Source organism: Pontibacillus sp. HN14 (assembly GCF_021129245.1).
GTDB lineage: Bacteria > Bacillota > Bacilli > Bacillales > BH030062 > Pontibacillus.
On the sequence record NZ_JAJOLR010000001.1, the window covers coordinates 754,456 to 780,623 of the forward strand.

The 26,168-nt window shown below is 40.1% G+C and carries 25 protein-coding genes; 8 read left to right on the plus strand and 17 right to left on the minus strand.

All coding sequences use genetic code 11. The annotated features are described in order from the left end of the window. Position 1: 1 nt before the first annotated feature. From LQ226_RS03805 to LQ226_RS03840, 8 genes are all read right to left on the minus strand, one after another. On the minus strand, positions 2–1,504 hold the full coding sequence (locus LQ226_RS03805) for an aldehyde dehydrogenase family protein (protein WP_231416498.1): 1,503 nt from the start codon (positions 1,502–1,504) through the stop codon (positions 2–4). A gap of 66 nt (positions 1,505–1,570) precedes the next feature. After that, positions 1,571–3,238: a thiamine pyrophosphate-dependent enzyme gene (locus LQ226_RS03810; RefSeq protein WP_231416499.1), complete on the minus strand. Its 1,668-nt coding sequence runs from the start codon at positions 3,236–3,238 to the stop codon at positions 1,571–1,573. After that, positions 3,235–4,410, minus strand: a complete 1,176-nt coding sequence (locus tag LQ226_RS03815) for an aminotransferase class I/II-fold pyridoxal phosphate-dependent enzyme (protein ID WP_231416500.1) — start codon at positions 4,408–4,410, stop codon at positions 3,235–3,237. The genes LQ226_RS03810 and LQ226_RS03815 overlap by 4 nt, the downstream gene beginning before the upstream one ends. Positions 4,411–4,511: 101 nt before the next feature. Continuing rightward, the gene (locus LQ226_RS03820; protein WP_231416501.1) at positions 4,512–6,104 is read right to left on the minus strand and encodes a Na+/H+ antiporter NhaC family protein; all 1,593 of its coding nucleotides are present in this window, start codon (positions 6,102–6,104) and stop codon (positions 4,512–4,514) included. A 356-nt stretch (positions 6,105–6,460) separates the two neighbouring features. Then, a complete protein-coding gene (locus LQ226_RS03825) occupies positions 6,461–7,699 on the minus strand; it encodes an NAD-dependent epimerase/dehydratase family protein (protein ID WP_231416502.1) in 1,239 nt (412 codons plus the stop codon). A 295-nt stretch (positions 7,700–7,994) separates the two neighbouring features. Continuing rightward, positions 7,995–9,218 carry an NO-inducible flavohemoprotein gene (gene hmpA, locus LQ226_RS03830; RefSeq protein WP_231416503.1) on the minus strand — a complete coding sequence of 408 codons (1,224 nt, stop codon included), beginning with the start codon at positions 9,216–9,218 and terminating at the stop codon, positions 7,995–7,997. Positions 9,219–9,326: 108 nt separating this feature from the next. Continuing rightward, positions 9,327–10,010, minus strand: coding sequence for a Crp/Fnr family transcriptional regulator (locus tag LQ226_RS03835; protein ID WP_231416504.1), 684 nt, complete (start codon positions 10,008–10,010; stop codon positions 9,327–9,329). An 82-nt stretch (positions 10,011–10,092) separates the two neighbouring features. Then, entirely contained in the window at positions 10,093–11,175 is a 1,083-nt protein-coding gene (locus tag LQ226_RS03840) for a PRK06851 family protein (RefSeq protein ID WP_231416505.1), read from the minus strand. A gap of 139 nt (positions 11,176–11,314) precedes the next feature. On the opposite strand from LQ226_RS03840, the gene LQ226_RS03845 reads away from it, so the two are divergent. Beyond that, entirely contained in the window at positions 11,315–11,620 is a 306-nt protein-coding gene (locus LQ226_RS03845; protein ID WP_231416506.1) for a hypothetical protein, read from the plus strand. A gap of 132 nt (positions 11,621–11,752) precedes the next feature. After that, positions 11,753–12,934, plus strand: coding sequence for an MFS transporter (locus LQ226_RS03850; RefSeq protein ID WP_231416507.1), 1,182 nt, complete (start codon positions 11,753–11,755; stop codon positions 12,932–12,934). Positions 12,935–12,944: 10 nt separating this feature from the next. On the opposite strand, the gene LQ226_RS03855 is transcribed toward LQ226_RS03850, so the two are convergent. Further along, on the minus strand, positions 12,945–13,808 hold the full coding sequence (locus tag LQ226_RS03855) for a CvfB family protein (RefSeq protein WP_231416508.1): 864 nt from the start codon (positions 13,806–13,808) through the stop codon (positions 12,945–12,947). A gap of 110 nt (positions 13,809–13,918) precedes the next feature. Between LQ226_RS03855 and LQ226_RS03860 the strand changes: the two genes are divergently transcribed. The 3 genes from LQ226_RS03860 to LQ226_RS03870 all read left to right on the plus strand — a co-directional run bounded on the left by LQ226_RS03860 (position 13,919) and on the right by LQ226_RS03870 (position 15,583). Further along, positions 13,919–14,356, plus strand: coding sequence for a YaiI/YqxD family protein (locus tag LQ226_RS03860; RefSeq protein WP_231416509.1), 438 nt, complete (start codon positions 13,919–13,921; stop codon positions 14,354–14,356). A gap of 112 nt (positions 14,357–14,468) precedes the next feature. Beyond that, positions 14,469–15,200, plus strand: a complete 732-nt coding sequence (locus LQ226_RS03865; RefSeq protein WP_231416510.1) for a YetF domain-containing protein — start codon at positions 14,469–14,471, stop codon at positions 15,198–15,200. Positions 15,201–15,217: 17 nt separating this feature from the next. After that, positions 15,218–15,583 carry a DUF4363 family protein gene (locus tag LQ226_RS03870; RefSeq protein ID WP_231416511.1) on the plus strand — a complete coding sequence of 122 codons (366 nt, stop codon included), beginning with the start codon at positions 15,218–15,220 and terminating at the stop codon, positions 15,581–15,583. 48 nt (positions 15,584–15,631) lie between these two features. On the opposite strand, the gene LQ226_RS03875 is transcribed toward LQ226_RS03870, so the two are convergent. The 4 genes from LQ226_RS03875 to uvsE all read right to left on the minus strand — a co-directional run bounded on the left by LQ226_RS03875 (position 15,632) and on the right by uvsE (position 20,153). Beyond that, the gene (locus tag LQ226_RS03875; RefSeq protein ID WP_231416512.1) at positions 15,632–16,945 is read right to left on the minus strand and encodes a lysine N(6)-hydroxylase/L-ornithine N(5)-oxygenase family protein; all 1,314 of its coding nucleotides are present in this window, start codon (positions 16,943–16,945) and stop codon (positions 15,632–15,634) included. A 137-nt stretch (positions 16,946–17,082) separates the two neighbouring features. Then, on the minus strand, positions 17,083–18,081 hold the full coding sequence (locus LQ226_RS03880; protein ID WP_284526995.1) for an LLM class flavin-dependent oxidoreductase: 999 nt from the start codon (positions 18,079–18,081) through the stop codon (positions 17,083–17,085). Positions 18,082–18,194: 113 nt separating this feature from the next. Further along, positions 18,195–19,109: a formate/nitrite transporter family protein gene (locus tag LQ226_RS03885; RefSeq protein WP_231416514.1), complete on the minus strand. Its 915-nt coding sequence runs from the start codon at positions 19,107–19,109 to the stop codon at positions 18,195–18,197. A 75-nt stretch (positions 19,110–19,184) separates the two neighbouring features. Next, a complete protein-coding gene (gene uvsE, locus LQ226_RS03890; RefSeq protein ID WP_231416515.1) occupies positions 19,185–20,153 on the minus strand; it encodes a UV DNA damage repair endonuclease UvsE in 969 nt (322 codons plus the stop codon). 117 nt (positions 20,154–20,270) lie between these two features. On the opposite strand from uvsE, the gene LQ226_RS03895 reads away from it, so the two are divergent. After that, complete coding sequence (locus LQ226_RS03895) at positions 20,271–21,389, plus strand: nitric oxide synthase oxygenase (protein WP_231416516.1); 1,119 nt, start codon at positions 20,271–20,273, stop codon at positions 21,387–21,389. Between the two features lie 56 nt (positions 21,390–21,445). Here LQ226_RS03895 and LQ226_RS03900 read toward each other — a convergent pair whose 3' ends face one another. Beyond that, the gene (locus LQ226_RS03900) at positions 21,446–21,970 is read right to left on the minus strand and encodes a type 1 glutamine amidotransferase domain-containing protein (protein WP_231416517.1); all 525 of its coding nucleotides are present in this window, start codon (positions 21,968–21,970) and stop codon (positions 21,446–21,448) included. A 212-nt stretch (positions 21,971–22,182) separates the two neighbouring features. On the opposite strand from LQ226_RS03900, the gene adh reads away from it, so the two are divergent. Both adh and LQ226_RS03910 read left to right on the plus strand, forming a co-directional pair. Further along, entirely contained in the window at positions 22,183–23,703 is a 1,521-nt protein-coding gene (adh, locus tag LQ226_RS03905; protein WP_231416518.1) for an aldehyde dehydrogenase, read from the plus strand. A 1-nt stretch (position 23,704) separates the two neighbouring features. Further along, positions 23,705–24,034, plus strand: a complete 330-nt coding sequence (locus LQ226_RS03910) for a DUF779 domain-containing protein (protein ID WP_231416519.1) — start codon at positions 23,705–23,707, stop codon at positions 24,032–24,034. Between the two features lie 47 nt (positions 24,035–24,081). Here the strand turns inward: LQ226_RS03910 and LQ226_RS03915 are convergent, their stop codons facing one another. The 3 genes from LQ226_RS03915 to LQ226_RS03925 form a co-directional block, all read right to left on the minus strand. Then, positions 24,082–24,273, minus strand: coding sequence for a YfhD family protein (locus LQ226_RS03915; RefSeq protein WP_231416520.1), 192 nt, complete (start codon positions 24,271–24,273; stop codon positions 24,082–24,084). A gap of 136 nt (positions 24,274–24,409) precedes the next feature. Next, positions 24,410–25,852, minus strand: a complete 1,443-nt coding sequence (gene panF / locus LQ226_RS03920) for a sodium/pantothenate symporter (RefSeq protein WP_231416521.1) — start codon at positions 25,850–25,852, stop codon at positions 24,410–24,412. After that, positions 25,849–26,127, minus strand: a complete 279-nt coding sequence (locus LQ226_RS03925; RefSeq protein ID WP_231416522.1) for a YhdT family protein — start codon at positions 26,125–26,127, stop codon at positions 25,849–25,851. Before LQ226_RS03925 ends, panF begins: the two co-directional genes overlap by 4 nt. Between the last annotated feature and the right edge of the window lie 41 nt (positions 26,128–26,168).

Consider the following 26,168-nt stretch of genomic DNA (forward strand, 5'->3'; position numbering starts at 1 on the left):
ATTAGTCAACGTCAATTTGTGCACGTTGGAGCTTACCACTATAGTCAACGTAGACAGCTTTCCACTCAGTAAAGACATCTAGCGCCGCAACCCCTGAATCTCGATGTCCATTTCCAGTTCCCTTCGTCCCACCAAATGGCAAATGAATTTCAGCTCCAGTAGTACCGGCGTTAACGTAAACGATCCCTGTATCTAAATCACGTTGAGCCGCAAACACACGGTTAACATCTCGCGTGAAAACAGAACTCGATAATCCATACTCGACTCCGTTATTGACTTCTATGGCTTCCTCAAAACTCTTAACAGGAATTAATGAGACCACAGGACCAAAAATTTCTTCTTGTGCAATACGCATATCAGGTGTTGCATCGGTGAACAAAGTTGGAGCAAAGTAGTTTCCATTTCTATATTCCCCTTGGTCAAGGGAATAGCCTCCTGCCAATAATTTAGCCCCTTCATCCTGGCCAATCTTGATGTATTCTTTAATTTTCTCAAGTCCACCCTCGTTGATAATAGGTCCAACTTTAATATTTTCATCAAGCCCGTTTCCGATTGTAAGCTTCTCCATTTCTGCAAGGAGGCGTTCTTCCAACCGTTCTTTTACATCTTCGTGCACAATCACACGGCTGCAAGCTGTACACCGCTGTCCGCTTGTTCCAAACGCACTCCAAAGAATTCCTTCTGTAGCCAGGGATAAGTCGGCATCATCCATTACAATTACAGCATTCTTACCTCCCATTTCGAGAGAGACTTTCTTTAATTGCTGACCACATTTAGCGGCGATATCTCTTCCGACATCATTGGACCCTGTAAAGGAAATGACTCGTATATCCTTATGATGCACCATCGCATCCCCAACCCCTGATCCTGAACCGAAAACCACATTCAACACGCCTTTTGGCAATCCAGCTTCTTCAAAGATCTTAGCAAGTTCATAAGCCATTAATGGCGTTTCTGTTGCAGGTTTCCACACCACGGCATTTCCAGCTACAATGGCTGGGAATGACTTCCAAGTCGCGATAGCTATAGGGAAATTCCACGGTGTAATAATCCCCACCACACCGATTGGAGAGCGAACGCTCATTGCGAATTTGTCTTTTAACTCAGAAGGAGTGGTTTGCCCAAATAATCGTCGACCTTCACCAGCCATATAAAAGGCCATGTCAATTCCTTCTTGAACTTCTCCGCGCGCTTCTTCAATTACTTTTCCATTTTCCATTGTCAGGATTTGCGAAAGATCTTCTTTACGCTCTTTCATGAGTAACCCTACTCGATACAAGACTTCTGCTCGTTGAGGTGCTGGTACAAGTGCCCATTCTTTTTGAGCTTTTTTAGCCGTTTGAACAGCTTCATCGACGTCCGCTTCGCTTGATAAAGGAACCCTGACGAGTGTTTCCAAATTTGCTGGATTCTTGACTTCTTTGAATTGGTTCGTCGAAGAATTCACCCAGTTTCCGTTAATAAAGTTCATTAATTTTTCTTCTTGGATGAGTGTTTTTGTCATGTAAAAAACCTCCTTAGAATGGTTTTAATATGGTTAATGGAACAATGAAGTCCATAACGCTCAAGTTTAACGTTCTCGCAGTTCATCAATCGTTTTGGAAACAGATATTTGATTTGGATCCGTTTCTATTTCAATCACAACTGGCTGATTACAATGAAGCGCCTCTTTTAACGCTATATCGAATTCTTCTATTGTACGAACATAATAGCTCTTTGCTCCAAGAGAGATGGCTATCTCAGTAAAGGAAACCTGACCAAGGTCTGTTCCAATCGGTTTATTCGGGTAATGGATTTCTTGATGCATCCTAATCGTTCCATACATTTTATTGTTAAATACAAGGGATAGGATAGGAATCTTGTATCGTACAGCCGTTTCAATCTCTTGCATCGTCATCATAAACCCTCCATCACCGGACAAAGAGACAACTTTACGACTTGGCTGAGCTAATTTAGCCCCGAGTGCGGCTGGCATTCCATATCCCATTGCCCCAGATGTAGGACCTACATAGGTATTGGTTTCCAAAAACTGATAAAATAGATGAAGCCATCCAGCAAAGTTTCCGGCATCATTCGTTAGGATCGCATCTTTTGGAAGTTGATTTTGTAAGCTAGTGATAATCTGTCTATGGAACGAATCCGATTTTTCTGAATAGTAGTCTTTAGTCACAGCTTCGTAGATTTTACGCCGTTCTCTTCCCCAGTCGCTCCAATGCTTAGACAGTTCCATTGTGGAGAGAGCGAGTAATCCCTCTTTGATATCTGTTAAAATGCCCACATCAGGTTGATAGGTCTTTCCGATTGAATCGAAGTCGATATCCAAATGCACAAGCTTTTTGTCATCTGTAATAATGGTATAGTCTTGGGTGGTGACCTCTGATAATCGAGTACCTAGCGCGATGATTACATCAGCATCTTTAACGGTATCTAACAAGGAAGCCGGGGTCCCTAGACCGAGATGTCCGCAATATAGAGGATGATCGTTCCGCACAACGTCATGTCTTCTAAAAGCAGCCATGACCGGGATGTGATGCTTCTCAGTGAATCGTTCTAATAAGTATTCAGCACCTGAAGCTTTTACACCACCACCTGCTATAATTAATGGACGCTTGGAAGATGTAAGGATATTCTCGACAGCTAGGATCTCATCTCTAGATGGAGCGGGTTTTGGTTTCTGTACTGGTGGTCCATATGTCATCACGGCATCTTGAACAAGTAGATCTTCCGGAAGTGAGATCACGACTGGACCTGGTCTTCCCGTTTGAGCTACTCTGAACGCTCGTTGGACGAGTTCAGGAACGCGTTTTGCATCACGAATTTCTACGGTCCACTTTGCAATGTGGCTAAAATACCGATCGAGATCAACTTCTTGAAATCCCTCACGACCTCTAAAAGCACTATGAACCTGACCAAGAAAGACTACCATGGGAGTTGAATCTTGAAAGGCTGTATGGACACCGATCGTTAAATTTGAACCACCCACTCCTCTTGTGGCCATTACCACTCCAGGTTTCCCGCTTGCTTTTGCATAGCCTTCCGCCATGAAGGAGGCTCCTCCTTCATGGCGAGTAGATATAAGTTGTATGGTATCCTCATCATAGATGGCATCCATAACAGGTAAGTAACTTTCTCCAGGTACACAGAAAACGTGCTTAATTCCTTCGATTTTAATACACTCTACAATAGCTCGTGCACTTGATACTGCAGATTGCCTGTGGTTCGTATCCATGGCTGTCATCCCTCCACCTCCCACGAAAGAGATTTCATTCTTTGGACCGCTTCATATAAACGATCTGTGGGCACACAAAGAGAAATGCGAAAATACCCTTCCCCTCGTACTCCAAACGCGTGACCTGGGGTGACAATAACACCAGCATCTGTTAGAAGCTTTTCTGCAAAACTCTCTGAGGTGTATCCTTTTGGAACTTTTGCCCATACAAAAAATGTTCCTCTTGGTTTTTCTGCTTCTATGTTTAGTTCTTTTAAAACTGGAAGAAGGTTCTCTAAACGTTGTTCATAAGTTCTGTTATTCGCTCTCACTGTACTTAAATCACTGTTTAACGCTGTGGCTCCAGCTTGTTGTATAGGGATGAACTGACTCGTATCTGTATTGCTTTTAATAACAGACATGGCCTGAATTAAATCTTTATTACCGGCTACATAGCCGATCCGCCACCCGGTCATGTTGAAACTTTTAGATAGGGAGCCAAATTCCAGACCTTGTTCTTTAGCCCCAGGGACCTGAAGAAGGCTTGGGGCTTTATAACTCCCAAAAGTTACGAGACTATAGGCCGCATCATGAACAAGGCAAAGAGAATGTTCCTCAGAAAATGTAAGCGCTTTCGAAAAAGTGCTATACTCTGCTGTAGCTCCTGTCGGATTGCCCGGGTAGTTTAGAAGCATCATCTTAGCCTTACGTAAATCATCACGCGACAATTTCTCATACATGGGTGCATATCCATCTGCCGGGTTAAGTGGCAAAGGGATTGTTTTTCCATAGGCTAAGTGGACCGCAGATTGATAAACTGGATATCCTGGGTCGGGGAGAAGAACACCATCACCAGGGTTTACAACGGACCTTATTACGTTTGCTAATCCTTCCTTCGATCCAATAAGAGTGAGAATTTCAGTTTCTGGATTCAAAGAGACACCATGATATCTTTTATAAAAAGATGCAACGGCTTGTTTAAACTCCATAATCCCACTGTAGGGGGAATATTTGTGGTTTTCAGGTTTCCTCACTTCTTCTGTCATTCGATCAATGATAAAGGAAGGTGTCTCTAAATCAGGGGCTCCAATTCCTAAATCAATTACATCTACCCCCTGCGCCTCTAAAGCCTTCTTCTTCTTATAAAATACTGAGAATAAATACGGGGGCAAACTATTCACCTGATCAGATGCAAATGTCATACGAAGAATCATCCCCTTTATCATTTCAATAATTGAAACGCCATTTCATTATATGAGGATAAGAGAAATACAATGACAATGAAATCAAATCGAGAGCGGACCTATTTAGCGATTGCTTCTTTATCTTGATTCGTTGTCATAGATTGAGAATCAGGTTTTAAAAGGACATACACAACTATTAAGCCTAAGAAAACGGTACCTAACCCTAACCATACGCTACTTGTAAGTCCTAGAATGATATAACCAATTAAAGATATACCAGCCGCAGTAAGAGCATATGGAATTTGTGTCGTTACATGGTCCATATGGTGGCAATTAGCGCCTGTAGAAGAAAGAATGGTTGTGTCAGAGATTGGAGAGCAGTGATCACCCATTACAGCTCCAGCAAGAACAGCTGCGAGCATCGGAAGAATTAAATTAATATCGGTTGATGCTGCGATTTGACCGGCTATAGGAAGAAGCAACCCAAATGATCCCCAAGAAGTACCGGTTGAAAAAGCAATTACACCGGCAAATACAAATAGAATAGCTGGCAAAAGACTGCTACTTATATTCGCCCCTTTCACGATTTCAGCAAGGAACGTCCCAGTTCCAAGTTGATCAATAAGAGAGACGATCATCCATGCCATGATTAAGATGCCAACACTAGGCAGCATAGAACGTAAACCTTCTTTGACACCAAGTAAAATTGAAGCACCGGAACCCAACTGATCTTTTGAATGCTGTCTAAAATACAGAATGAATGTGAATAATAGCCCCGTTATCCCTCCTACCAATAAACTTAGAGGGACATCTGCATTACCAAAAATATTAATGAGAGTCATATTCTCTGTGGTTGCTCGAACACCTGTGAATATAATGGCAGCTATTGTGGCAGCGAAAAGAAGTATAAGGGGTAAAAATAAGTCGCGCACTTTTCCGTTCTGACTGATTGGAAGCTTATCCTCTGCGTCTACAACTTCTTTGTGAGATGGATCAGTCACTTGACCGGTCTGCAACGCTCGTTTCTCATGGACGCTCATTGGACCAAAATCCGCATTTTTTATGGCGATTACGAAAACCAATCCAAGAGCAGCCCATACATACAAGTTCATTGGGATAATTTGCAGAAATGCACTAAAAGCTGAGAAATCTGTTATCCCTTGAGCCACCAGAATACTTCCTAAAACACCAATGATATAAGCTCCCCAACTAGATATAGGAGCCACTACACACACCGGTGCCGCTGTAGAGTCTATAATATAGGAGAGTTTTGCCCTTGAGATTCTGTGTTGATCCGTTATTGGTTTCGCAACTTGCCCAACGGTGAGGCTATTAAAGTAATCATCAATAAAGATGACTATGCCTAAAATAGCGGTCATGATTTGAGCTCCTGCGCGCGATTTAACCCTTTTAATCATCCATTCACCAAATGCACGAGCCCCTCCCATCATACTAATGAATGCTGTGATGACTCCGAGCATTAATACAAATGACAAGATGAACACATTCCAAGTATTAAGTGCTCCACCGTCTACAAATACACCTGAAAAAGCTTCCCAAATAAGAGCAAACGTTTCGAATATACTGAACTGTGCTAGTAAAAACGAAGCAGCTATAATTCCAAATGCCAGAGACACCAACACACGCTTTGTTAATAACACCATGACAATGGCTAAGAGTGGGGGCAATAAAGACCAAACCGTATTTTCCATGCTCTAGTCTCCCTTATTTTTAAGATCTGGCCAAACAAATGCATACTTTCGTTTGTTACTTTAGCCAACACCTCCATGAATTCAGAATATTTTAATTATTTATCTTTATGGCATAAACTCTTGCACTAAGAAATAAAAACAAGGAACTTTTTTGAAAAAAATTCCATACAAAAAATTCTTATTATCTAATCCCTAATAAATTTATAAAATGCGGAAAGTTTCTTATGAATGACCTAACTTCATTAAGGTATTCACACGTGTAGCCAAGGAAAAAAGTATGTTAAACTTTTCCCTAAAAAATTATTTATAGAATTAAAAAAGCCTCCAGAATCATCTGAAGGCTTGCGGTAACTGTATTAGTTTAATTCTTTATTTGTTTCAGGGATACCAGGTTGTTGTTCTTTCGTCCATGTACTAGTTGCTGGTATCTTTGAGTAATCAGCACGGTGAGCATATTTACCAGCTACTTCAGTTACTTCCTGTAGAAGACCTGTATTTAACGTAGTTGGGTTTAATCCTTTCGATAAGAAGAGATCGTTTTTCACGTGAAGGTCATTTTCAGCTGCTTCCTTACGAGGATTTGAAACGTATGCGATGTCGCCATTAGTCATCTCACTGATTAATTTGGCTAAATCGTTAACGCGATGCGTTTCTGTCATTTGGTTAAAGATCATAACTCGATCACCGCGGGATGGAGCGTTTTCTATGGCTAGTTCAATACAACGGACTGTGTCCTGGATGTGAATAAATGCCCTTGTCTGTCCACCTGTTCCATGAACCGTAATTGGATAGCCAACCGCAGCCTGCATGAGGAAACGATTTAATACAGTACCATAATCTCCGTCATAATCAAAACGATTAATGAGACGTTCATCCATATTGGTTTCAACCGTATTTGTCCCCCATACAATCCCTTGATGAAGGTCAGTAATACGTATAGAGTCATTCTTATTATAGTATTGGAACAAGAGTTGATCTTGTGTTTTGGTCATATGATATACAGAACCAGGGTTTGTTGGATAAAGAATTTGTTGTGCAATTCTTTCTCCTTCTTCAGTTTTCACCTCTACATCAAGGTACCCTTCCGGAATCTTCATACCTGCTGTCCCGTATCCATATACACCCATTGTTCCAAGGTGAACCAGGTGTGTGTCTAAGCCTGATTCTACAATTGCACACAAAACGTTATGCGTAGCGTTAATGTTGTTATTAACTGTGTAACGTTTGTGTTTTGGTGATTTCATAGAATAGGGAGCTGAACGCTGCTCAGCGAAGTGAACAATCGCATCCGGCTGTTCTGAGACTAGAACATCAAGGAAATGATCATAATCTTCTGCAATGTCTATGTTATGGAATCCAATTGTGTTCCCAGAAATTTCTTCCCATGCCTTTATCCTGGTCCCCATCGGTTTAATAGGGGTCAATGAATCCGCTTCTAATTCGTTATCAATATTACGTCTTGAAAGGTTATCGATGATGACCACTTCATGACCGATATTAGAAAGATGAAGGCTTGTAGGCCAGCCACAAAACCCATCCCCTCCTAAAACAAAAATCTTTTTACTTGAATGTGTTTGTTTACTTTCTGAACTCATTTGAATACACCCTTTTATCGTTAATATGTACTATTTCTTTAGGAGAGAAAGTAAGGAAAGAACATAATGCTAGATGGTCTACTACAGGAGTATAATGTTTTCCTTTTTATAAAAACCCCTTTTCATCATAACGAAAGCGAGAATTTGGTGCAACTATATTCAATGGTGGTCTAGCAATTCAGCTTTTATGAGAAGAAGTGGTTGATGACAATATTCAATAGACTTCACTGAATTTGCATCAAAACAAAAAAAGAACTGAGAGCATACTCCCAGTTCTTAAAATAGTAAAGAATATTTAGCCTTCATTAATAGTTTCTAGTGATTTGGCTGGACCAAAGAACTCATAGTGCATTCGGTCTTCAGGAACGTTCCAGCCCTGTAATGCACTATATACAGCGTTCATAAAACCAGTTGGTCCACAGAAATAGAATTCCATTTGATTATGCGGAAGTATCTCTTGCAACCATTCTAACGTAATGTGACCTGTATAAGTGTCTACAGATTGCTCATCTTGCTCTGTAGGATCAGAATAAATCGTATAATTTTGGATGGTCTCGATTTGCTTCACAAGATCCGTTACTTCACCTTTGAGGGCGTGAAGCTGGCTATTACGTGCAGCGTGAATAAAGGTAACTCTTCGTTCTGGTTGCAGATGTACCACTGTTTTTAACATACTAAGTAGGGGTGTTAATCCAACGCCACCGCTAATCAGTACAAGCGGTGTTTCATCTTTGGTACTCAGGACAAAATCGCCTGCCGGTGCGCTAACAGGAATTTCATCACCCACCTCTACTCGCTCATGTAGATGATTAGAAACAATTCCTTCTGGATCATGATCACTTTCTTTTTTAACACTGATGCGGAAATAGTTTTGATTTGGTGCATCAGATAGACTATATTGACGAATGTGGGTATAGGTTTCGCCTTCGATTTGCAATTGCACACTAATATACTGCCCTGGTGAAAATGATGGTAAGACGTTTCCGTCAACGGGTTCCAAGTAGAAAGAAGTAATCGCATTGCTTTCTGTTACCTTATGAGTAACTCTAAATGGTTTAAATCCTTCCCAACCTCCCTGTTGGATAGATGCATCCTGATACATCTCTTCTTCAACCTCGATGAACACGCTAGCAATGACTCCGTAAGCTTCTTTCCACGCCTCTAAGACATCATCTGTAGCGTCGCTACCAAGAACTTCTTTCATGGCTAGTAGTAAATGCTCTCCTACAATAGGGTAGTGCTCAGGTCGTACTCCGATACTGCGATGTTTATGGCCGATCTGTTTTACAACTGGAAGAATATCTTCAAGTTGATCGATGTTTTCCGCCGCTGCATAAACTGCGCCTGCTAAAGCAGTTTGTTGTCTCCCTTTCTTTTGATTCGTTTGATTAAACAAATTTAATAGTTCAGGGTGAGAAGTGAACAATTGCTGGTAGAATCGGGATGTAATTTCCGTGCCTCTCTCTTTAAGAATAGGAGCGGTTGACTTGATTATGGATTTTTGTTCGGTAGTAAGCATGACTAAAACCTCCGAATTAAGTAATATTTTTTTCTATATGTACATTGTAAATAATTAAATTACGTTTTTTAGTGATATACATCACATTTCTTTTGACAATGTTGTGACTCATTTTCGATATAGAGAAGATTTTAAGGCAGATAGGCTTACGATCTCGATTGATGAACGGCTTACCGTTAGGAGATCATTCTTCTTCAATTCATTTAGCACTCGGTTGATGCTTTCGCGAGTAGATCCGACCATATTGGCAAGGTTCGTATTGGTAAGTGGAATAGTAATGGAGACTGGTTGGTCTATTCCGTTCGTTCCTGATTCTTCACCTAGGCGTATTAACGTTGCAATAACTCGATGTCTTACGTCCTTTGTTGAGAGCTCTCGGATTCGCTCTGTAAGTAAGGATAGCTTCTGTCCCATAATCTTCATGACTTGAACAGCAATATTCGGGTGATCCAGCATGAGTTGATCAAAATCCTGAATACGAATGATATAAAGTTCTGTTTCCTCTAATGCTTCAGCTGTAGCAGGATAAGGTGTTTCTTCAAAAAAACCTACGTGAGGGAACATCTCTCCCGCCTGGAGGAAGTTGATAATGTGCTCTTTTCCATTAAAATCTGATTTAGATGTTTTTATGACACCTTTAGCAATAAAATAAACAGCCTCACGTTCTTCACCTTCCATAAAGACTATCTCTTTCTTATGATAGAGCCGCTTCGTCGTAATTGTGCTCAGAATACTTAAATCTCTATCTTCGAGTTTAGAGAATAAGGGAATTTGTTTTAATAATTGATTCATGTTCTGTGTCATGGAAGTTCCCACCCCTTTCAATAAGAGTATAATAAGTATGACTCAATAAAAAAAGACCCGTAGAGGGTCTTTAAGACTGTAGGAAATCGGAAAGCCATTTATCTTTTGTTTGATTCACAAGGGAATAATCCATCGCTTTCGAGTAGATCGCCTTTAACTCGTCTCGAGCATGCTTAGCATCCTTTAGTGTTGATATAGCTTCTGTCATTTTATCCTTATAACGCTTCGTTGCTTCTGCAATTTCATCTGTAAACGTTTCATCTGTTCCTTCTGTTATGCACCTTTTGTAAACATCGATAATTTCATCAGTTTCCCGGTCTGGAAAGTATTCATGAGGAGCTGTAGAATCAAAGATAGCTATCCCAAGCTCCCGAAGAATAATCATATCAAGACTGTTAGGATCGAAGCCACAGTGATAAATTTCTACGTCATACCCTTTTTGTTCCCCGGCTGTAGCGATCTTTTTAAGCATTGTAGATTTCCCTGAACCTGCACGCCCTTTTATAAAATATCGCTTTTGAACATTTTGAGTGAGCTGTTGTATAAAATCTTTTGCGCCTTCAGGTGTTGCGGCTCCAAGGAAACGATGCTCAATCTTGGGAGCTTTAAATACGTCTTCCTTTCCATAAAAAAGTTCAATTAGTTCGTTCGTAAGAAGATTCGCTTCATTAAAATTCATAGAAGAAATATAAATATCTTCAAGGTCATCATGAGCGCGTAAAGAGGCATGGAACGTTTGATAAGCCTGTTCTGTTAGCTGCTGAATTTGTTTCGTAAGAGCAATAATGGTTTTTTTATTCTCAGACAATCGTTCTGGATCTAGTCCTTCACTTAAATGGATAAAATGCTTTTCCTTCATATGTTCGATATCAGTATCCTTTATAAGCTGTTCATCCACTAAAGCTACATTGTGGTTACGTATAATTAACCCATCAAGACTTCCTGGTTCAGAAGGCGCGTGGAGATATTCCAAGTGATGATCGCTATTTTTCAATTCTTCTGCGACTGATTGGATGAAAGTGGACTTTCCAGTTCCAGGACCACCCGTTAAAACATAGCAATTGCTTATTTCTTTCAATACTGAGTCAGTAAGTCGATAATACCCTTCAGCTGTATGACCAGAAGCATAGTAGTGATGATGTATTGAACTCATTAAATCCCCCTCTTTCAATGGATACCCCTAGCATATGAAAAAGGCTCATGATGGGTGAAAGCCTAAAAATTCATGATTGTATGCCTGCCCCTTTTCTCGATATAATAGACCTATTGATTGGAGTAAAGGAGTCACACATATGGAAAAAAAGGATTTAGAAGAACAAATTATAAAAAACTTTCAACAAGATGAACAAATGATGATTCTTGTATTTGCACAATGGTGCGTGAACCACGACTTAGATCCTAAAGAATTATATTTTAGAGCCTATCCAGACCAAAAGGATAACCCCTCCCTTCAACAAGGGATTGATCTAACTGTATCTAAAGATGAAGCTGAATCGATTCCGGACCAAACCCTTCTCGGTGTTTTATCCTTATACGGAAATGATGATTTAGCGTTTGTGGTAACAGAAGAGATTCATAAACGTGATAAAAAAGAGTAGTGGTTTCGTTCCACTACTCTTTTTTGTTTATACAATCATTGATTCCCTTTTCTTAGATTGATATATTTTATACATATACCCGTATGGGGAGGTGTGGAGGTTATCCAAAATAAAGGGATTCGTCAAAACTTAATGACTTTTATAACACTAGTGTGTATAAACGTATTTGTGGGGTCTATGGTAGGCTTAGAGAGAACGGTTTTACCTGTTCTAGCCAAAGAGGAGTTTGGTATAGCTTCTGTAACGGCATCATTAGCTTTTATCATATCTTTCGGTTTGACCAAAGCTTTAATGAATTTAATAGCAGGTCAATTGGCAGATCGGTTTGGTCGGAAGTCCTTATTGATTATCGGGTGGATCGTTGCAAGCTTTGTTCCCTGTCTTATAATCATAGCTGACGTCTGGTGGATCATCATTTTAGCCAATGTCCTTTTAGGATTAAGTCAGGGACTGACCTGGTCTATGACTGTTAATATGAAGATTGATTTGGCTAAGGACAATCAAAAAGGAATTGCAGTCGGGATGAACGAATTTGCAGGCTATATGGGTTTATCTCTAACAGCTTTATTCTCTGGTTACATGATGGCAAGGTATTCCACAAGACCTGAACCATTCCTAATCGGTTTTCTTATTGCAGGTATAGGACTGATCTTATCTATTCTCATAAAAGATATGCAGTCAATTCCTGCAACAAAATCAGCGGGGAAACCTTCTTTTAAACATGTATTCCTTAAAACTTCTTTTCTAAATCGGAACCTATCCACTTCAAGCATCATTGGTTTAATGACAAACTTTAAAGACGGTGTGGCTTGGGGGTTGTTCCCATTATTCTTCGCTACAACTCCTTTAACAGGGAGTCAAATGAGTTTGGTGATAGCAATCTACCCTGCTAGTTGGGGAATCTTTCAACTAGTTACCGGCCCTTTAAGTGATAAATGGGGTCGGAAATGGCTTATCATTTCAGGAGTTATCCTTCAAATTGCTGGACTATTAGGTATATTGTATGGAAATCATTTTTCCCTCTGGTTAATCGCATCACTCTTGTTAGGAATTGGAACTGCACTCGTCTATCCTACTTTAATTGCTAGTATAAGCGATGTAGCATCCCCAACATGGCGTGCGACTTCTCTTGGGGTTTATCGATTTTGGCGTGATAGTGGATATGCAGTCGGAGCGTTAACAGGTGGAATAATAGCAGACTATTTCGGAATAGGAAATGCTCTACTATTTACAGCTTTCCTTCTTATAGGAACATTGTTCATAGCGCTTGTGCGGTTATCAGAAACGAATGTATATAAAAATGACGCCCTATAGGGCGTCATTTTTATTCTGAATCTTTTAAAGTGGTTAAGCCGTCGTTTTGTTCAATTTTACCTTGTTTTAATAGACGTCCAAGAGCGCGCTTAAACGCAGCTTTACTAATATCGAACGTGTCGCGAATCTCTTCTGGATCACTCTTATCTGTGAAGAACATTTTCCCTCCGCGCTCGTTCATGAAGGCAAGAATATCTTCAGCGTCCTGACCTAGAGCCTCTTCTTTTACAGGGCGTAGGGAAACGTTAATGGAACCAACGCTTTTGACATCAATCACTCGCCCTTTTACCCATTCGCCTAAACGAGGTTCTTCTTTTCGCTCAGAATAATGAATAAAACCACGGTATCCTTCTTCTGTCATTAGGAAAGATCCTACTTTAGTGGAACGGTAAATATGACCGCTTATAAACTGATGGAGTACGGACTCTGGAGCTGGTTCGCTATATCCTTCCATTACGTTTTCAGTGGCGGGTTTAGCTAGTAAACGTCCTTTTTGGTCTTTCGATAAACACACGAACAATTTGTCGCCAGCTTGTGGCCAAACTTGTTCAAATAGAGGAAGGTCATCCTCTGAAACGAGGATATCTTTGCTAATGCCAATGTCCACAAAGACACCTAAGCGCCTAACAGCTTCTTTTACTTCTACCCAATCATATCGCTCAAAGGATATAGTTGGAATAGACATAGTTGCAGCCATGGTCCCTTTTTTCGTATGATAAAGGAATACGAGGACGTCTTCACCGACTTCCAATTCCTTTGCAGCTTCATTTGTATGCAATAGTACTTCCTGATCATTAAGGCCCAACACGTAGCCTGTTTCAATTACTCTTGAAACGGTAAACGTTTGTGTTGTACCTACTTGTAATTCTGTCATTCGTTAGCCTACTTCCTTTCCTAGATTCGTCCATTATAGCATATCTTGAGAAAGCTTTTTAGTCCCTTACTTTAAATACTTTACTGACCCCCTTGAAAGGAGGTGTGGGTATGCATATATACGTCGATGCAGATGCCTGCCCTGTTAAAGAAATCATAATTGAGGAAGCCAGAAAACAAAGCTTGGATGTAACACTTGTGAAGAGCTTTTCCCACTATTCAAATAAAGAGGAGCCCCCTGGTGTTGACACCATTTATGTAGATACTGGAGCTGAAGCGGCAGATTACCGAATTATGCAATTAGCTCAAAAAGGTGATCTGATTATTACTCAAGATTACGGTCTCGCTTCATTGGCGCTTTCAAAAGGCTGCATTGTTCTTCACCACAGTGGCTTTGCTTATACTCATGATAATATTGATCGGCTTTTAATTACCCGTCATGCCAGTGCCCAGGCCAGAAAGAGTGGCAAGCGAACGAAAGGGCCAAAAGCACTTACGTCAAAAGACCGAGAAAAATTCCGGCAGCTTCTGATTCAATACATAACATAACCTCAGCTTACAGCACCCGATCCTAGGGTGCTTTTTTTATCGATTCGGAAGCATAGATCTTATAATAACGTAGAAGATAAAAGGAATACTGATCCTTCAGGAGGATTTATTTATGATCGATGAAACACTTGTCGTAGTTGTGAGGGTAATCTTTTCATTCTTTACGCTACTTATTTTCACACGTGTACTTGGAAAGCAAGAAGTAGGACAACTGACTTTCTTTGATTATATCAATGGCATTACAATTGGTTCCATTGCAGCTAATTTAGCCACTGATCTATCCGCTACTACATGGGGGCATTGGGTCGGATTAACGGGGTATGCCCTATTAACGGGAGTTCTACAAATTATTTCAATGAAGAATCGTTATATCGGTAAGGTTTTAGAAGGGGAACCGACTGTCGTGGTGAAGGATGGGAAGATTCTAGAAGATAACCTGAAAAAAATGCGTATAAAAGTTGGAGAGCTTATGATGCTTTTAAGGCAAAGAGGTGTATTTAATATTACAGATGTTGAATTCGCCTTGATTGAGGTTAATGGAAAGCTGTCGGTACTGCCTAAACCTCAATACCTTCCTGTGACTCCTTCCGATTTAAACATTTCAAAGAGTAAAAGTGGGATAGCTACGGAATTAATCCAGGAAGGGAAGCTCATCCTTCAAAACCTTGAGCAGAAAAATGTTACGAAAGAATGGATTGAACAGGAGTTGGAGAAGAAAGGAATTCATCGAATAGAATCAGTCTTTTACGCACTTTATCTACCGAACGGAGAGTTATATGTAGATTTATATGAAGAAAAGGTTGGAGAAGAAGAAGATATTAGCGATTATCCAGGTCCTTATTAAGGTGAGGTGAATAAGGCATGAATCGATTTTTTTTATATGCAATCCCTATTTTGACATTAGCGATCTTTATTGTCATTATGACCGGAGGATTCTGGTTGAAACAGCCATTTGGAGAGCAGGATCGAGTCTTTGAGTCCTTTCAGAAATTAGAAGATTATACAAAAGGTGAAGAGTGGGAAAAGGCGCAAGAAGAAGTGGATTATACAGCGAAAGCATGGAAAAAGGTCGTCAATCGCATTCAATTTAGTGCTGAACGGGAATACATGCTAGACATTGCCGGGGTAATTGCTAAAATTGAAGGAAGTATACGAATACAAGATAAGGAAGCGATTATTCAAGAGATCTACTACTTCTACTCATTGTGGGAGAATTTAGGGAGATAATAAAAAAACACATACCTTTTCTTAAGTGGTATGTGTTCTTTTGTCTATCTAGGATTGAGGCTTGAAGTTTTGGAATACATTCTGATCTGGTATAGGATATGCTTCTTTGTCTAACAGATGATTGATAATCATTTTGTTACGATGGACGGCCAATCCAAGGTTTGTTGAACCGACACCGTGAGTATGAGAAATGCCGCTATGCACATAGATCTCATTCTTTACCTCTTTTGTTTTTTCCACTCGGTAATCTGCCTTTACTTTGTAACGACCTTGATCATCCCATTGTATTAAATCTTGAAGGGAATTTATAAACGCCGGTACATAAGGTTTATAGCCAGTAGCTGTAATGACCACTTCTGTTTCATGAATGAAAGATGTTCCTTCTTGATGATGAGTGCAAGCTATCTCGTATCCTTCCCCTTCAGCTTTCTGATGAATCCCATCTACCTCAGTCAAGACTTGCAGCCCTACATCGAGCACTTCACCCCCGACGGAATATTCATACAGAAGATCATATATATCCGTAACCGTATGGGTACTAATCCCTTTATAATATAGTCCTTGTGTTGCAAACACTTCGTCTTTTTTTGATTGAGGAAGATTGTAGAAGTAGTCTACATAATCAGGTGAAAAGTGTTCAAGGCTTAATTTTGATTCTTCCATTGAGGCAAATCCAGGCGAACGCGTAATCCAATCGAGGCGAAACTTATGCTCTCTTTGTTCTTTTAATAATTCTCTGAATGCTTCAGCAGCACTTTGTCCAGATCCAATTACAGTAATAGACCTTGCAGTTCTACATCGTTCTAAATGATCCTTGAAGTGTGCTGTATGGAAGACATCTTCTTTCGGTAACCGATCGAATGAATCAGGCATTACTGGTGAACTGCCTGTACCTAAAAGAATATGCTTAGTTTTATACACGCTTTTGTCTCCAGTTTCTGTATCAATCACATTTAATTCGAAATACGTTTCATTGTCTTCTATGTAGCGAACGTCATCAACCCTGCTTGAGAACTGGCATGCATTTATTTGTTTTGCAACCCATTGGCAATAATCGTTATACTCTCTTCTTGGAATATCTAAGCGCTGCAGGAAATAAAACGGATACATTCTTCCTTGTTCATTAATGTAATTTAAAAAGGAATAATGGCTTTTTGGATTCGCCATCGTCACTAAGTCGGCTATAAAAGGTACTTGCATTTTGGTACCTTCAATTAACATCCCCGGATGCCAATCAAACGATGATCGTTGTTCGAAAAATAAAGCATCGACCTCAGGGTGATCCTCTAACAAAGCAGCCATACTTAAATTAAACGGGCCAACCCCAACTCCTATTAAGTCATACATTTTGTCTGAACTCATGATTTACATGTCCCCTTTTTCAATTAAAGAATGATGCAATTCTGATTTCTTTCATCTATTAATAGTAACATATTCTTCACTATTAAGAGTTTTAAGGGGGAAGGCATAAAAAAACGGAAAGATTGTTCTCTTTCCGTTTACTGGTTAAAAGCTTCCGCTATAAGTTTATAGGATTGTTTTTTCTTCTCGAAATCGTAAATATTTGTTATGAGCAATAGTTCAGATGCTTGATATTCGGCCGCAAGAGTTTCTAACCTTTCTTTCACTTCATTGGGGGTACCAATGACAGCTCTCTTCCTATTTTGCTCAACCTTTCGAAGTTCTTCTTGCGTAAAGGTGTGTTCTTTAACTTCCTGGACAGAAGGAACTCTTGTTTCGATCCCTTTTTCCACTTGAAGTAACCACATATCCTGACTTAAAGCTAATTCTTCCGCTTCCTCATGTGTAGGTGCACAGACTACAAACACACAAGCATTGATAAATGGGTCCTGTCTTTCTGGAGATGGCCTGAATCGTTCTAAATAAGTAGAAATCGCTTCTGAAGAATGCGCCGGACTAATGAAATGACCAAATGTGAAACCAGTACCATTAATCGCAGCATGTTTAGCACCTCGTTCTGATAAACCTAAAACCCATGTTTGTGGGTTGGAAGTTGTTTCTGGGGTAGCAATGACTCCTTTATAAGGGTGATCGTCAGGTAATGTGTTATATAAGTATCCATGAAGGTCTTTTACTTGTCTTGAGAAAGCACTGAGCATTTTTTGAGTTCCGTCTGTGAGAGCTAAACGAGTCTTTTGGCCACCACCCGGGGAACGTCCAAGGCCAAGATCAATACGACCAGGAAACATAGCTTCAAGCATTTTAAAATTTTCAGCTACCTTTAATGGGCTGTATTGAGGCAATAAAACCCCGCCTGACCCCACTCGAATGGTTTTCGTTACGGATGCAATTCGAGCTATTAATATTTCAGGTGATGTGCTGGCAAGTCCATTTGTATTGTGGTGCTCAGCAACCCAGTATCGAAAATAGCCAAGTGACTCAGTAAATTGAGCCAGCTCAAGTGTATTGGATAAGGTTTGTTCTGGTGTGCTTCCTTTTGAAATGGGAGCTTGGTCTAATACGCTAAGTTTCACTATAGGTCTCTCCTAACTCTTTAGTACTTCTATAGCATTTTCCTATACAATCAATTATATTTCGAGTCGTTTGCTCAATTATAAAGAGGACAGTTCGTAAACTGTCCTCTGTTTGACTAGTCCTTCTTATTTAAAGCGGTTTGAATATCGTCCTTATAGGCGTATGAGAATATTAGGGATACGAATATCGCTCCGCCTATAATATTCCCAATACTTGCTGGGATTAGATTTAAGAATAAGAATTCGTACCATTCATACTGGTCAGAAGCTAATATCCCCATACTGAAATATCCCATGTTCGCTGCACTGTGCTGGAAGTTACCGGCTACGAACAAAACGACAGGTAATGTGGTACCAAGTATTTTCCCTGTTAAATCTCTGGCTGATGTTGTTAAGAAAGCGGCCATACCAATTAACCAGTTGGCAAGAATCCCTGAAACGATAATCTGAAACCATCCAACCCATCCATGATCAAGAAACTTCATTTTCTTATCTAAGTACATGGACAACTCGGTGTAAAAGGAATCAGATAGAGATGAAGATAACTGAATTAATACGGCCACAAATAGCGCCCCTATGATGTTTCCTATATAAGCAGAAAGCCAAAATTTTAAAATATTTTTTTGTTTTTCCATAGCATTAAAGACATAAGTTGGCAGTAGAACATTTACTTCTGTAAAAAGAACGGAACCTGATATAAACACCATTGCGTACCCTGCTGCAAAACCAAAGCCTGAAAGAAGATGATAAAAACCTTTTACTTCAACTTCAATGGCCAAAAGAATGGAAAATAGTGCACCAAATGTCATAAATGAACCTGCTGTTAAAGCAAGGATAAATTGAGATCGAAAAGGTTTTGAAAGGTGATCTTTTCCCTTTTGAGCAAATTCACTAACAATTTGAGAAGGTATGTAGAACTGCCTCCCCGGACGATCTGGATTCGTCCTGGATTCAATTGTGGTCCCTATATTCTTATCTTCCTGTTCTTCATCTGTTTGTGCTTCATCGTTAACTTGTTTGTCTTCTGACATGTCTCATCCCTCCACTTCCCTCGGCTATTCCCTTTAACTATAAATTTTAATCACATGTGAGCCGCTTGTTTCTCATCATTTACTTATTGTAAAAGTAGAAGGTGTAGACATGACAATCTCAGGATCCTCTTCAAGTTGACGACTTAGTGTAAATAACGCTTCATCCTTTTGTTTGGCTTCTATCATACAATCAATTTGATTGGTTGAACCCGATACATATTCCACAAACGTCTTGAACATGTTATAGTCCACAAGATCCGCATGACTTTTAAAATCCTTTGAACTTTTAGGGCTCGATATATGCATCTTTATTGGTAAAGAAGAGTGTTCCCATGTTTGAATAACCCTCTCCCACTGCTTTGTCCAGTCTGATTCAACGTGATTGGCCATGTGGTGATGAAGGTCAAAGATGAACGGTATATTGAGCTTCTCACAAACATATAAGCAATCTTCCATAGTAAATATCTTATCGTCATTCTCTAACATCACCATTTTCTGAATTCCAGATGGTACATAAGCCCAATTCTCTATAAATTGTTCCAATGCTTTTTCTTTATTCTGATAACCTCCGCCAAGATGCAGCACGCAGCGATGGGTTGGATCAATGCCCATAGCGTGAAGCAATCGATAATGGTACTTTAAAACGAGTAGTGAAAATTTAAAATTGTGTTGATCAGGACTATTTAATACCACGAAATGATCAGGGTGAAAATCAATTCTCATGTCCTTTTCAGTAGCAAACTGTCCAATAGCCGTTAGGTGCTCTTTTAAAGGCTGGATGTAATTCCAATCCGATAACTCCTCATGAGTTGCGAGAGGAATCAGGCGAGAACTCATGCGGAAAAAGGTGATACCAGAAGCGGCTGAATGTTTTAACAACCTTAATGTGTTCTCAAGATTAGACTCAGCAATGCGTTCAAGCTTCCGAATTGCAGCTTCTCTGTCTTGTAAAGCAGAAAACTGGCGATAAGTCATCGTTTGAGACGGGGACGCATTCTGGACATGAACACTCATAGCTACGTACCCTAATCGAAACTTAGTCATCTTTTCATCTCCTCGGTCGTTGTTAGAGATAGTTTTTTCACAAGCGAAAGGGTTTATGTACAAGATTGTAGGTATGGTACAATCAGCATAAAAGACATCTAGCGGAGGTATAAGTGAGTGAACAAGAAGCTATATCAAGAAGCAGAACAATTTATACATAGATGCTATGGTGAATTAGGCAGAACTGATAAAGAAATGCAGGATCGCTTAAGCGAAATACATTATGACATCGCCCGTACCGGCCATTATGATCATACATTTGAAGAACTAGAGTATGGAGCAAAGATGGCCTGGCGTCAAAGCAATCGATGTATCGGAAGGTTGTTTTGGGATTCATTACAAGTATTTGATTATCGTAATATCTCTTCTGCAGATGAAGTCTATCAAGCTCTATGTCACCATTTGGACTATGCCACAAATGAAGGGAAAATCCGTTCTACTATATCCGTTTTCAAGCCGCGAAAGTTAGAAGAAGACCCTGTCCGTATTTTAAATCACCAACTTTTACGATATGCAGGTTACCAAGGGGAAGATGGTATTATTGGGGACCCCGCTTCCCTTTCTTTCACAGACTATTGCCAATCCATTGGTTGGCAAGGGAACCATACAGCCTTTGACCTTTTACCCTGGGTCATAGAGGTCAAAGGCAAGAAGCCGGTTTGGTATGAAGTCCCCCTTTCTCTTGTGAAAGAGGTACCTCTAAGGCATCCTGATTATGAATGGTTTCAAGATTTACAATTAAAGTGGTATGCGGTACCTATCATTTCAGATATGATGCTTGAAATTGGAGGCATTGAATATGTAGCTGCCCCTTTTAATGGGTGGTATATGGAAACTGAGATTGGTGCGAGGAATTTGGCTGATGAATTTCGCTATGACTTGTTGCCAGAAATAGCAACAAGAATGGGCTTGAGTACAAAAAGGAATCGGTCTCTCTGGAAGGATCGCGCATTACTCGAATTAAATACGGCTGTCCTTCACTCTTTTAAAGAAGAAGGTGTCAGCATTGTCGATCATCACACGGCAGCTAGTCAATTTAAACGATTTGAAGAAAAAGAGAGAGGGTGTGGTCGATCCATTACAGGAGACTGGACGTGGTTAATCCCACCAATTTCCCCTGCGTCTACTCATATTTTTCACCAATCCTATGATAACACTGTGAAGAGCCCTAACTTCCTATACCAATCAAATCCTTATGAAGAACCGAAACCAAAATGTCCTCACAGAGATATATAATTCCCGTGCATCACACATAAAAAAACGCTTAGACATAGTCTAAGCGTTTTGTTTATTTATTGCTCTTCTAATACACGGATATATTCTCTCATATAGTCAGGTAAGTCAGGTGGCCTGCGGCTTGATACCAAATGACCATCAACTGTCACAGCTTCATTCACCCATTCAGCTCCGGCATTCATCATATCATCCTTAATACCTGGTGTACTCGTAACACGTTTGCCATTTAGGATATTCGCAGAAATTAAGACCCAGCCTGCATGGCAGATTTGGCCGATGACTTTCTTATCTTCATTCATACTTTGTACCATTTTAAGAATCGAGTCATATCGACGAAGTTTATCCGGGGACCATCCACCTGGTACAAGGATTGCATCATAATTACTAGCTTCTACCTCTTCGAAAGAACAATCTGATGTAATGGGAACACCATATTTCCCTGTATATTGTTCATTCGCTTTTTCCCCTGCAATATGAACCTCTGCTCCTTCTTCACGTAAACGTAGAACAGGATACCATAGTTCAAGGTCTTCAAATTCATCACTTACAATCTGAATAACTTTTTTTCCTTGTAGTCTCAAAAAGGATCGTCCTCCTAACATGTAGTTCCCTTCCTATTTAACATGATTCACTACTTGAATGCAATGATGAGGGTAAAGTGTTTTTTACTTGCATCTATTAGTCTGAAAATTTAGAATATAAATAACGAATGCTCTATTAGCTATACCGAGTGGTCGTTCAATTATTTGAAAGCGCTATCAATAGCGTACATACACTTAAGGAGGCAATTATAATGATTTATGCAAATCCAGGTGAACAGAATTCAAAGGTTACATTTAAAGAACGGTATGAGAATTATATTGGTGGAAAGTGGACAGCCCCATCTGGTGGTGAATACTTCAAAAATGTCAGCCCCGTTAATGGTCAAGTCTTCTGTGAAGTAGCACGATCGACGGAAGATGATATCAACCTGGCAATTGATGCAGCTGATGAAGCGAAGAAATCATGGGGAGAAACATCAACGACAGAACGAGCAAATCTTTTAAATAAAATAGCTGATCGAATGGAAGATAACCTAGAGATGTTAGCCGTAGCAGAAACATGGGATAATGGGAAAGCGGTTCGTGAAACTCTCGCTGCCGATCTCCCATTAGCGGTGGACCACTTCCGTTACTTTGCAGGATGTATTCGTGCTCAAGAAGGCTCAATTGGTGAAGTAGACGGGGATACCATTGCCTATCATTTCCATGAGCCACTTGGTGTGGTTGGGCAAATCATCCCTTGGAACTTCCCTATCTTAATGGCTACATGGAAACTGGCTCCTGCATTAGCCGCTGGGAATTGCGTCGTATTGAAGCCAGCTGAACAAACCCCGGCTTCTATTATGGTATTAATGGAGTTAATTGAAGATATTCTTCCGCCAGGAGTTGTGAATATAGTAAACGGATTCGGTGTAGAAGCAGGTAAACCTCTTGCTCAAAGTGACCGAATTTCAAAAATTGCTTTCACCGGAGAAACGACTACAGGGCGATTAATTATGCAGTACGCTTCACAAAATATCATTCCTGTTACACTTGAATTAGGTGGTAAATCTCCAAATATCTTCTTTAAAGATGTAATGGATAAAGATGATGATTTCCTGGATAAAGCCATTGAAGGATTTATCATGTTTGCTTTAAATCAAGGAGAAGTCTGTACGTGCCCTTCTCGAGCCCTGATCGATGAGTCTATCTATGATGAGTTTATGGAGCGAGCAATTGAAAGGGTTAAGTCCATCAAACAAGGAAATCCTCTGGATACGGAAACCATGATGGGGGCACAAGCCTCTAGTGAACAGCTTGAAAAGATCCTTTCTTATTTGGAAATCGGCAAGGAAGAGGGTGCTGAATGTCTCATTGGTGGATCTAGAAATACATTAGAAGGTGACTTAAGTGAAGGTTACTTCGTAAATCCAACTATCTTTAAAGGATCAAATGATATGAGAGTCTTCCAGGAAGAAATTTTTGGTCCAGTCGTTTCCGTTACGACATTTAAATCTGAGGAAGAAGCGATGAACATTGCCAATGATACGCTATATGGATTAGGCGCAGGGGTATGGACGCGAAATATTAATACCGCTTATCAATTTGGGCGTGGGATTGAAGCGGGTCGTGTGTGGACGAATTGTTACCATGCCTACCCTGCTCATGCAGCGTTTGGAGGATATAAAATGTCAGGAATTGGGCGTGAAAATCACAAAATGATGCTTTCCCATTACCAACAAACTAAAAATATGCTCGTGAGTTATAGTCCGAAGAAATTAGGATTTTATTAAAATGGAACAAGTGCTAGCAACAGAAGAGGCTCTTGAACTTATTGAAAAGTTAAAAGCCAAACATGGCCCTCTTTTATTTCATCAGTCAGGTGGATGTTGTGATGGCAGCTCCCCCATGTGTTACCCGGAAGGAGATTTTTTAATCGGAAAATCGGATGTCCATCTAGGTGACATTGGAGGTTGCCCTTTCTATATGAACAAAAAACAATATGAGTATTGGAAACATACTCAGCTGATCATCGATGTTGTAGAAGGACGTGGGGGTATGTTTTCATTAGAGGGACCAGAAGGCGTGCGTTTCTTAACACGCTCTAAAGTGCTTCCTAAATAGTAAATAAAAAGGCTGTTCCGCTATGGAACAGCCTTTACGTTTAACCATTATTCATTATGATGTTTCGCACGTTGGTCTGCTTCTTTTGAGCGCTCTTGCGCTTTACGATCCGCCTCATCTGCGAATTCTTGTGAGAATTCTACATCGCGTCCGTCTTCAACAATGTCATGCTTCGGTGTTTGAGAAAGATCACGTGTTTTATTTTTGTTTTTCCCTTTTTTACTTTGTCCTCTTGTCATAAAAGATTCACCTCATATATGGAATAGGGGTCTTATTTGGCCCCTGCTTAGTATGTGTTAATTGGTAAAGGTTATGAAAAAAAGTTAAATGAGATAACCCCATAACTTTAAAAAGTCATGGGGTTATTTATATTACTTATAGAAGGTTTTCATTGGTCTTCTGTTGAGTAAATAAACTGACAAGAATGTAAATCACTAATGATAAAAGTACTGGCATCACAACAGTATGCATACCAAACAGTGGGGAGCTTGTCCATTGATCGATAGCAATATATGAACTGATCCCTACTAGCATAGAAGCTAATGCTCCGTACTTGTTCCCTTTCGACCAGTACAATCCCAGAACGACTGGCCATATGAATACAGCTTCTAATCCACCAAACGCGAACAGATTTAACCAAATTAGAAGATCAGGAGGATTTAACGCCATTAAAAATACCAGGATCCCGAGAACAGCAGTGATGGTAATACTTAACTGTTTAACCTTATGATTACTTGCTTCTGGTTTTATATAATTTAAGTAGACATCTTTAACAATGGCTGAACTGACGAGAAGTAATAAGGAATCCACTGTAGACATAATGGCAGCCATTGGAGCTGCAAGTACGATTCCCGCTAACCAAGGAGGAAGCACTTCTTGCGCAATAAGTGGCATAACTTTGTCTCCGACTTCAATCCCTGGAAGGATAGGTCGTGCAAACACACCTATTAAATGCATGTTTAACATGATAAAGCCTACAACAATCGTTCCGATAATTAGCGCACGATGCATAGCTTTAGAACTTTTATACGACATAGCTCTAACGGTAACCTGTGGCAACCCTACGACACCCACGCCCACTAGTATCCAAAAAGAGGATACATAGCTCGGACTTAGATCAAGATTAGCTCCATAAGGAGTTAATAAGTTAGGATTTTCTGCCGATAAGTCAGCCACAATGGAAGGAACCCCTCCTCCTGCAATGATCGTCGCTATAAGAAGTATGAGAGTCCCAAAGAACATCACAATTCCTTGAACGGTATCCGTAAGGGCAACGGCTCGGAATCCTCCAATAATGACATAGACCAACACAGATAAAGCGAATAAGAAAAGAGCACTCGTGTAGGACAGGCCTGTAATGGATTCAATAAGCCTAGCTCCACCTACCCATTGGGCAGCCATGGCAGAAAATAAGAAAATGATGATACTTAAGGCTGAAGTAATCACAACCCATTTACTTTGGTACCTTTCCTTTAGGAAATCGATTAGCGTAACGGCATTGTATTTTCTTGACATAATCGCAAATTTCTTTCCGAGTATCATGAGTACAAAATATCCTGTTGCCACTTGACTCATAGCAAGCAAAACCCAGCCAAGCCCTTGGGTATATGCTACACCAGGCCCTCCAACAAAACTGCTTGCACTTCCGTATGTAGCGGTCATTGTCATAGCTAGGATAAATCCGCCTAGCTGACGGCCACCAAGAAAATAATCTTCTAAGAAAGTATTAGAAGCATGTAGCTCCCGACTGCTCCATAATCCAATCATAAAAATGACAACTAAAAATAGTAATAATGGAATAATGACAGACAGATTCATTCTTGTCCTCCTTCCTCTTGATCGAAAGGAACTTCTTTAAACCACACGGTTACCACAAATGTAACAAGTACAGCCATCAAAATGAATCCACCTATGCAGCTATAAACAAACCACGAGGGTAAACCAAGTATATACGTATAATCTTCAGGAGAACGGTCCCCTAGTCCGTATGCAAAAGCAAACCACCATATAAAATTAATTAAGGCTAAACCGACTCCAATTAAAGCTTCGCGATGAGCGATTTTATACCTGGGATCACTACTATTGTTTTTCACATAGGTCCCTCCTCTTTTTATGTTGGAGATTTATCACCATA

What these genes read in the sequence shown, in the direction of transcription:
- LQ226_RS03805 (WP_231416498.1), bottom strand. Translation starts at nt 1,504, where the DNA reads ATGACAAAAACACTCATCCAAGAAGAAAAATTAATGAACTTTATTAAC.
- LQ226_RS03810 (WP_231416499.1), bottom strand. Translation starts at nt 3,238, where the DNA reads ATGACAGCCATGGATACGAACCACAGGCAATCTGCAGTATCAAGTGCA.
- LQ226_RS03815 (WP_231416500.1), bottom strand. Translation starts at nt 4,410, where the DNA reads ATGACATTTGCATCTGATCAGGTGAATAGTTTGCCCCCGTATTTATTC.
- LQ226_RS03820 (WP_231416501.1), bottom strand. Translation starts at nt 6,104, where the DNA reads ATGGAAAATACGGTTTGGTCTTTATTGCCCCCACTCTTAGCCATTGTC.
- LQ226_RS03825 (WP_231416502.1), bottom strand. Translation starts at nt 7,699, where the DNA reads ATGAGTTCAGAAAGTAAACAAACACATTCAAGTAAAAAGATTTTTGTT.
- hmpA (WP_231416503.1), bottom strand. Translation starts at nt 9,218, where the DNA reads ATGCTTACTACCGAACAAAAATCCATAATCAAGTCAACCGCTCCTATT.
- LQ226_RS03835 (WP_231416504.1), bottom strand. Translation starts at nt 10,010, where the DNA reads ATGAATCAATTATTAAAACAAATTCCCTTATTCTCTAAACTCGAAGAT.
- LQ226_RS03840 (WP_231416505.1), bottom strand. Translation starts at nt 11,175, where the DNA reads ATGAGTTCAATACATCATCACTACTATGCTTCTGGTCATACAGCTGAA.
- LQ226_RS03845 (WP_231416506.1), top strand. Translation starts at nt 11,315, where the DNA reads ATGGAAAAAAAGGATTTAGAAGAACAAATTATAAAAAACTTTCAACAA.
- LQ226_RS03850 (WP_231416507.1), top strand. Translation starts at nt 11,753, where the DNA reads ATGACTTTTATAACACTAGTGTGTATAAACGTATTTGTGGGGTCTATG.
- LQ226_RS03855 (WP_231416508.1), bottom strand. Translation starts at nt 13,808, where the DNA reads ATGACAGAATTACAAGTAGGTACAACACAAACGTTTACCGTTTCAAGA.
- LQ226_RS03860 (WP_231416509.1), top strand. Translation starts at nt 13,919, where the DNA reads ATGCATATATACGTCGATGCAGATGCCTGCCCTGTTAAAGAAATCATA.
- LQ226_RS03865 (WP_231416510.1), top strand. Translation starts at nt 14,469, where the DNA reads ATGATCGATGAAACACTTGTCGTAGTTGTGAGGGTAATCTTTTCATTC.
- LQ226_RS03870 (WP_231416511.1), top strand. Translation starts at nt 15,218, where the DNA reads ATGAATCGATTTTTTTTATATGCAATCCCTATTTTGACATTAGCGATC.
- LQ226_RS03875 (WP_231416512.1), bottom strand. Translation starts at nt 16,945, where the DNA reads ATGAGTTCAGACAAAATGTATGACTTAATAGGAGTTGGGGTTGGCCCG.
- LQ226_RS03885 (WP_231416514.1), bottom strand. Translation starts at nt 19,109, where the DNA reads ATGTCAGAAGACAAACAAGTTAACGATGAAGCACAAACAGATGAAGAA.
- uvsE (WP_231416515.1), bottom strand. Translation starts at nt 20,153, where the DNA reads ATGACTAAGTTTCGATTAGGGTACGTAGCTATGAGTGTTCATGTCCAG.
- adh (WP_231416518.1), top strand. Translation starts at nt 22,183, where the DNA reads ATGATTTATGCAAATCCAGGTGAACAGAATTCAAAGGTTACATTTAAA.
- LQ226_RS03910 (WP_231416519.1), top strand. Translation starts at nt 23,705, where the DNA reads ATGGAACAAGTGCTAGCAACAGAAGAGGCTCTTGAACTTATTGAAAAG.
- LQ226_RS03915 (WP_231416520.1), bottom strand. Translation starts at nt 24,273, where the DNA reads ATGACAAGAGGACAAAGTAAAAAAGGGAAAAACAAAAATAAAACACGT.
- panF (WP_231416521.1), bottom strand. Translation starts at nt 25,852, where the DNA reads ATGAATCTGTCTGTCATTATTCCATTATTACTATTTTTAGTTGTCATT.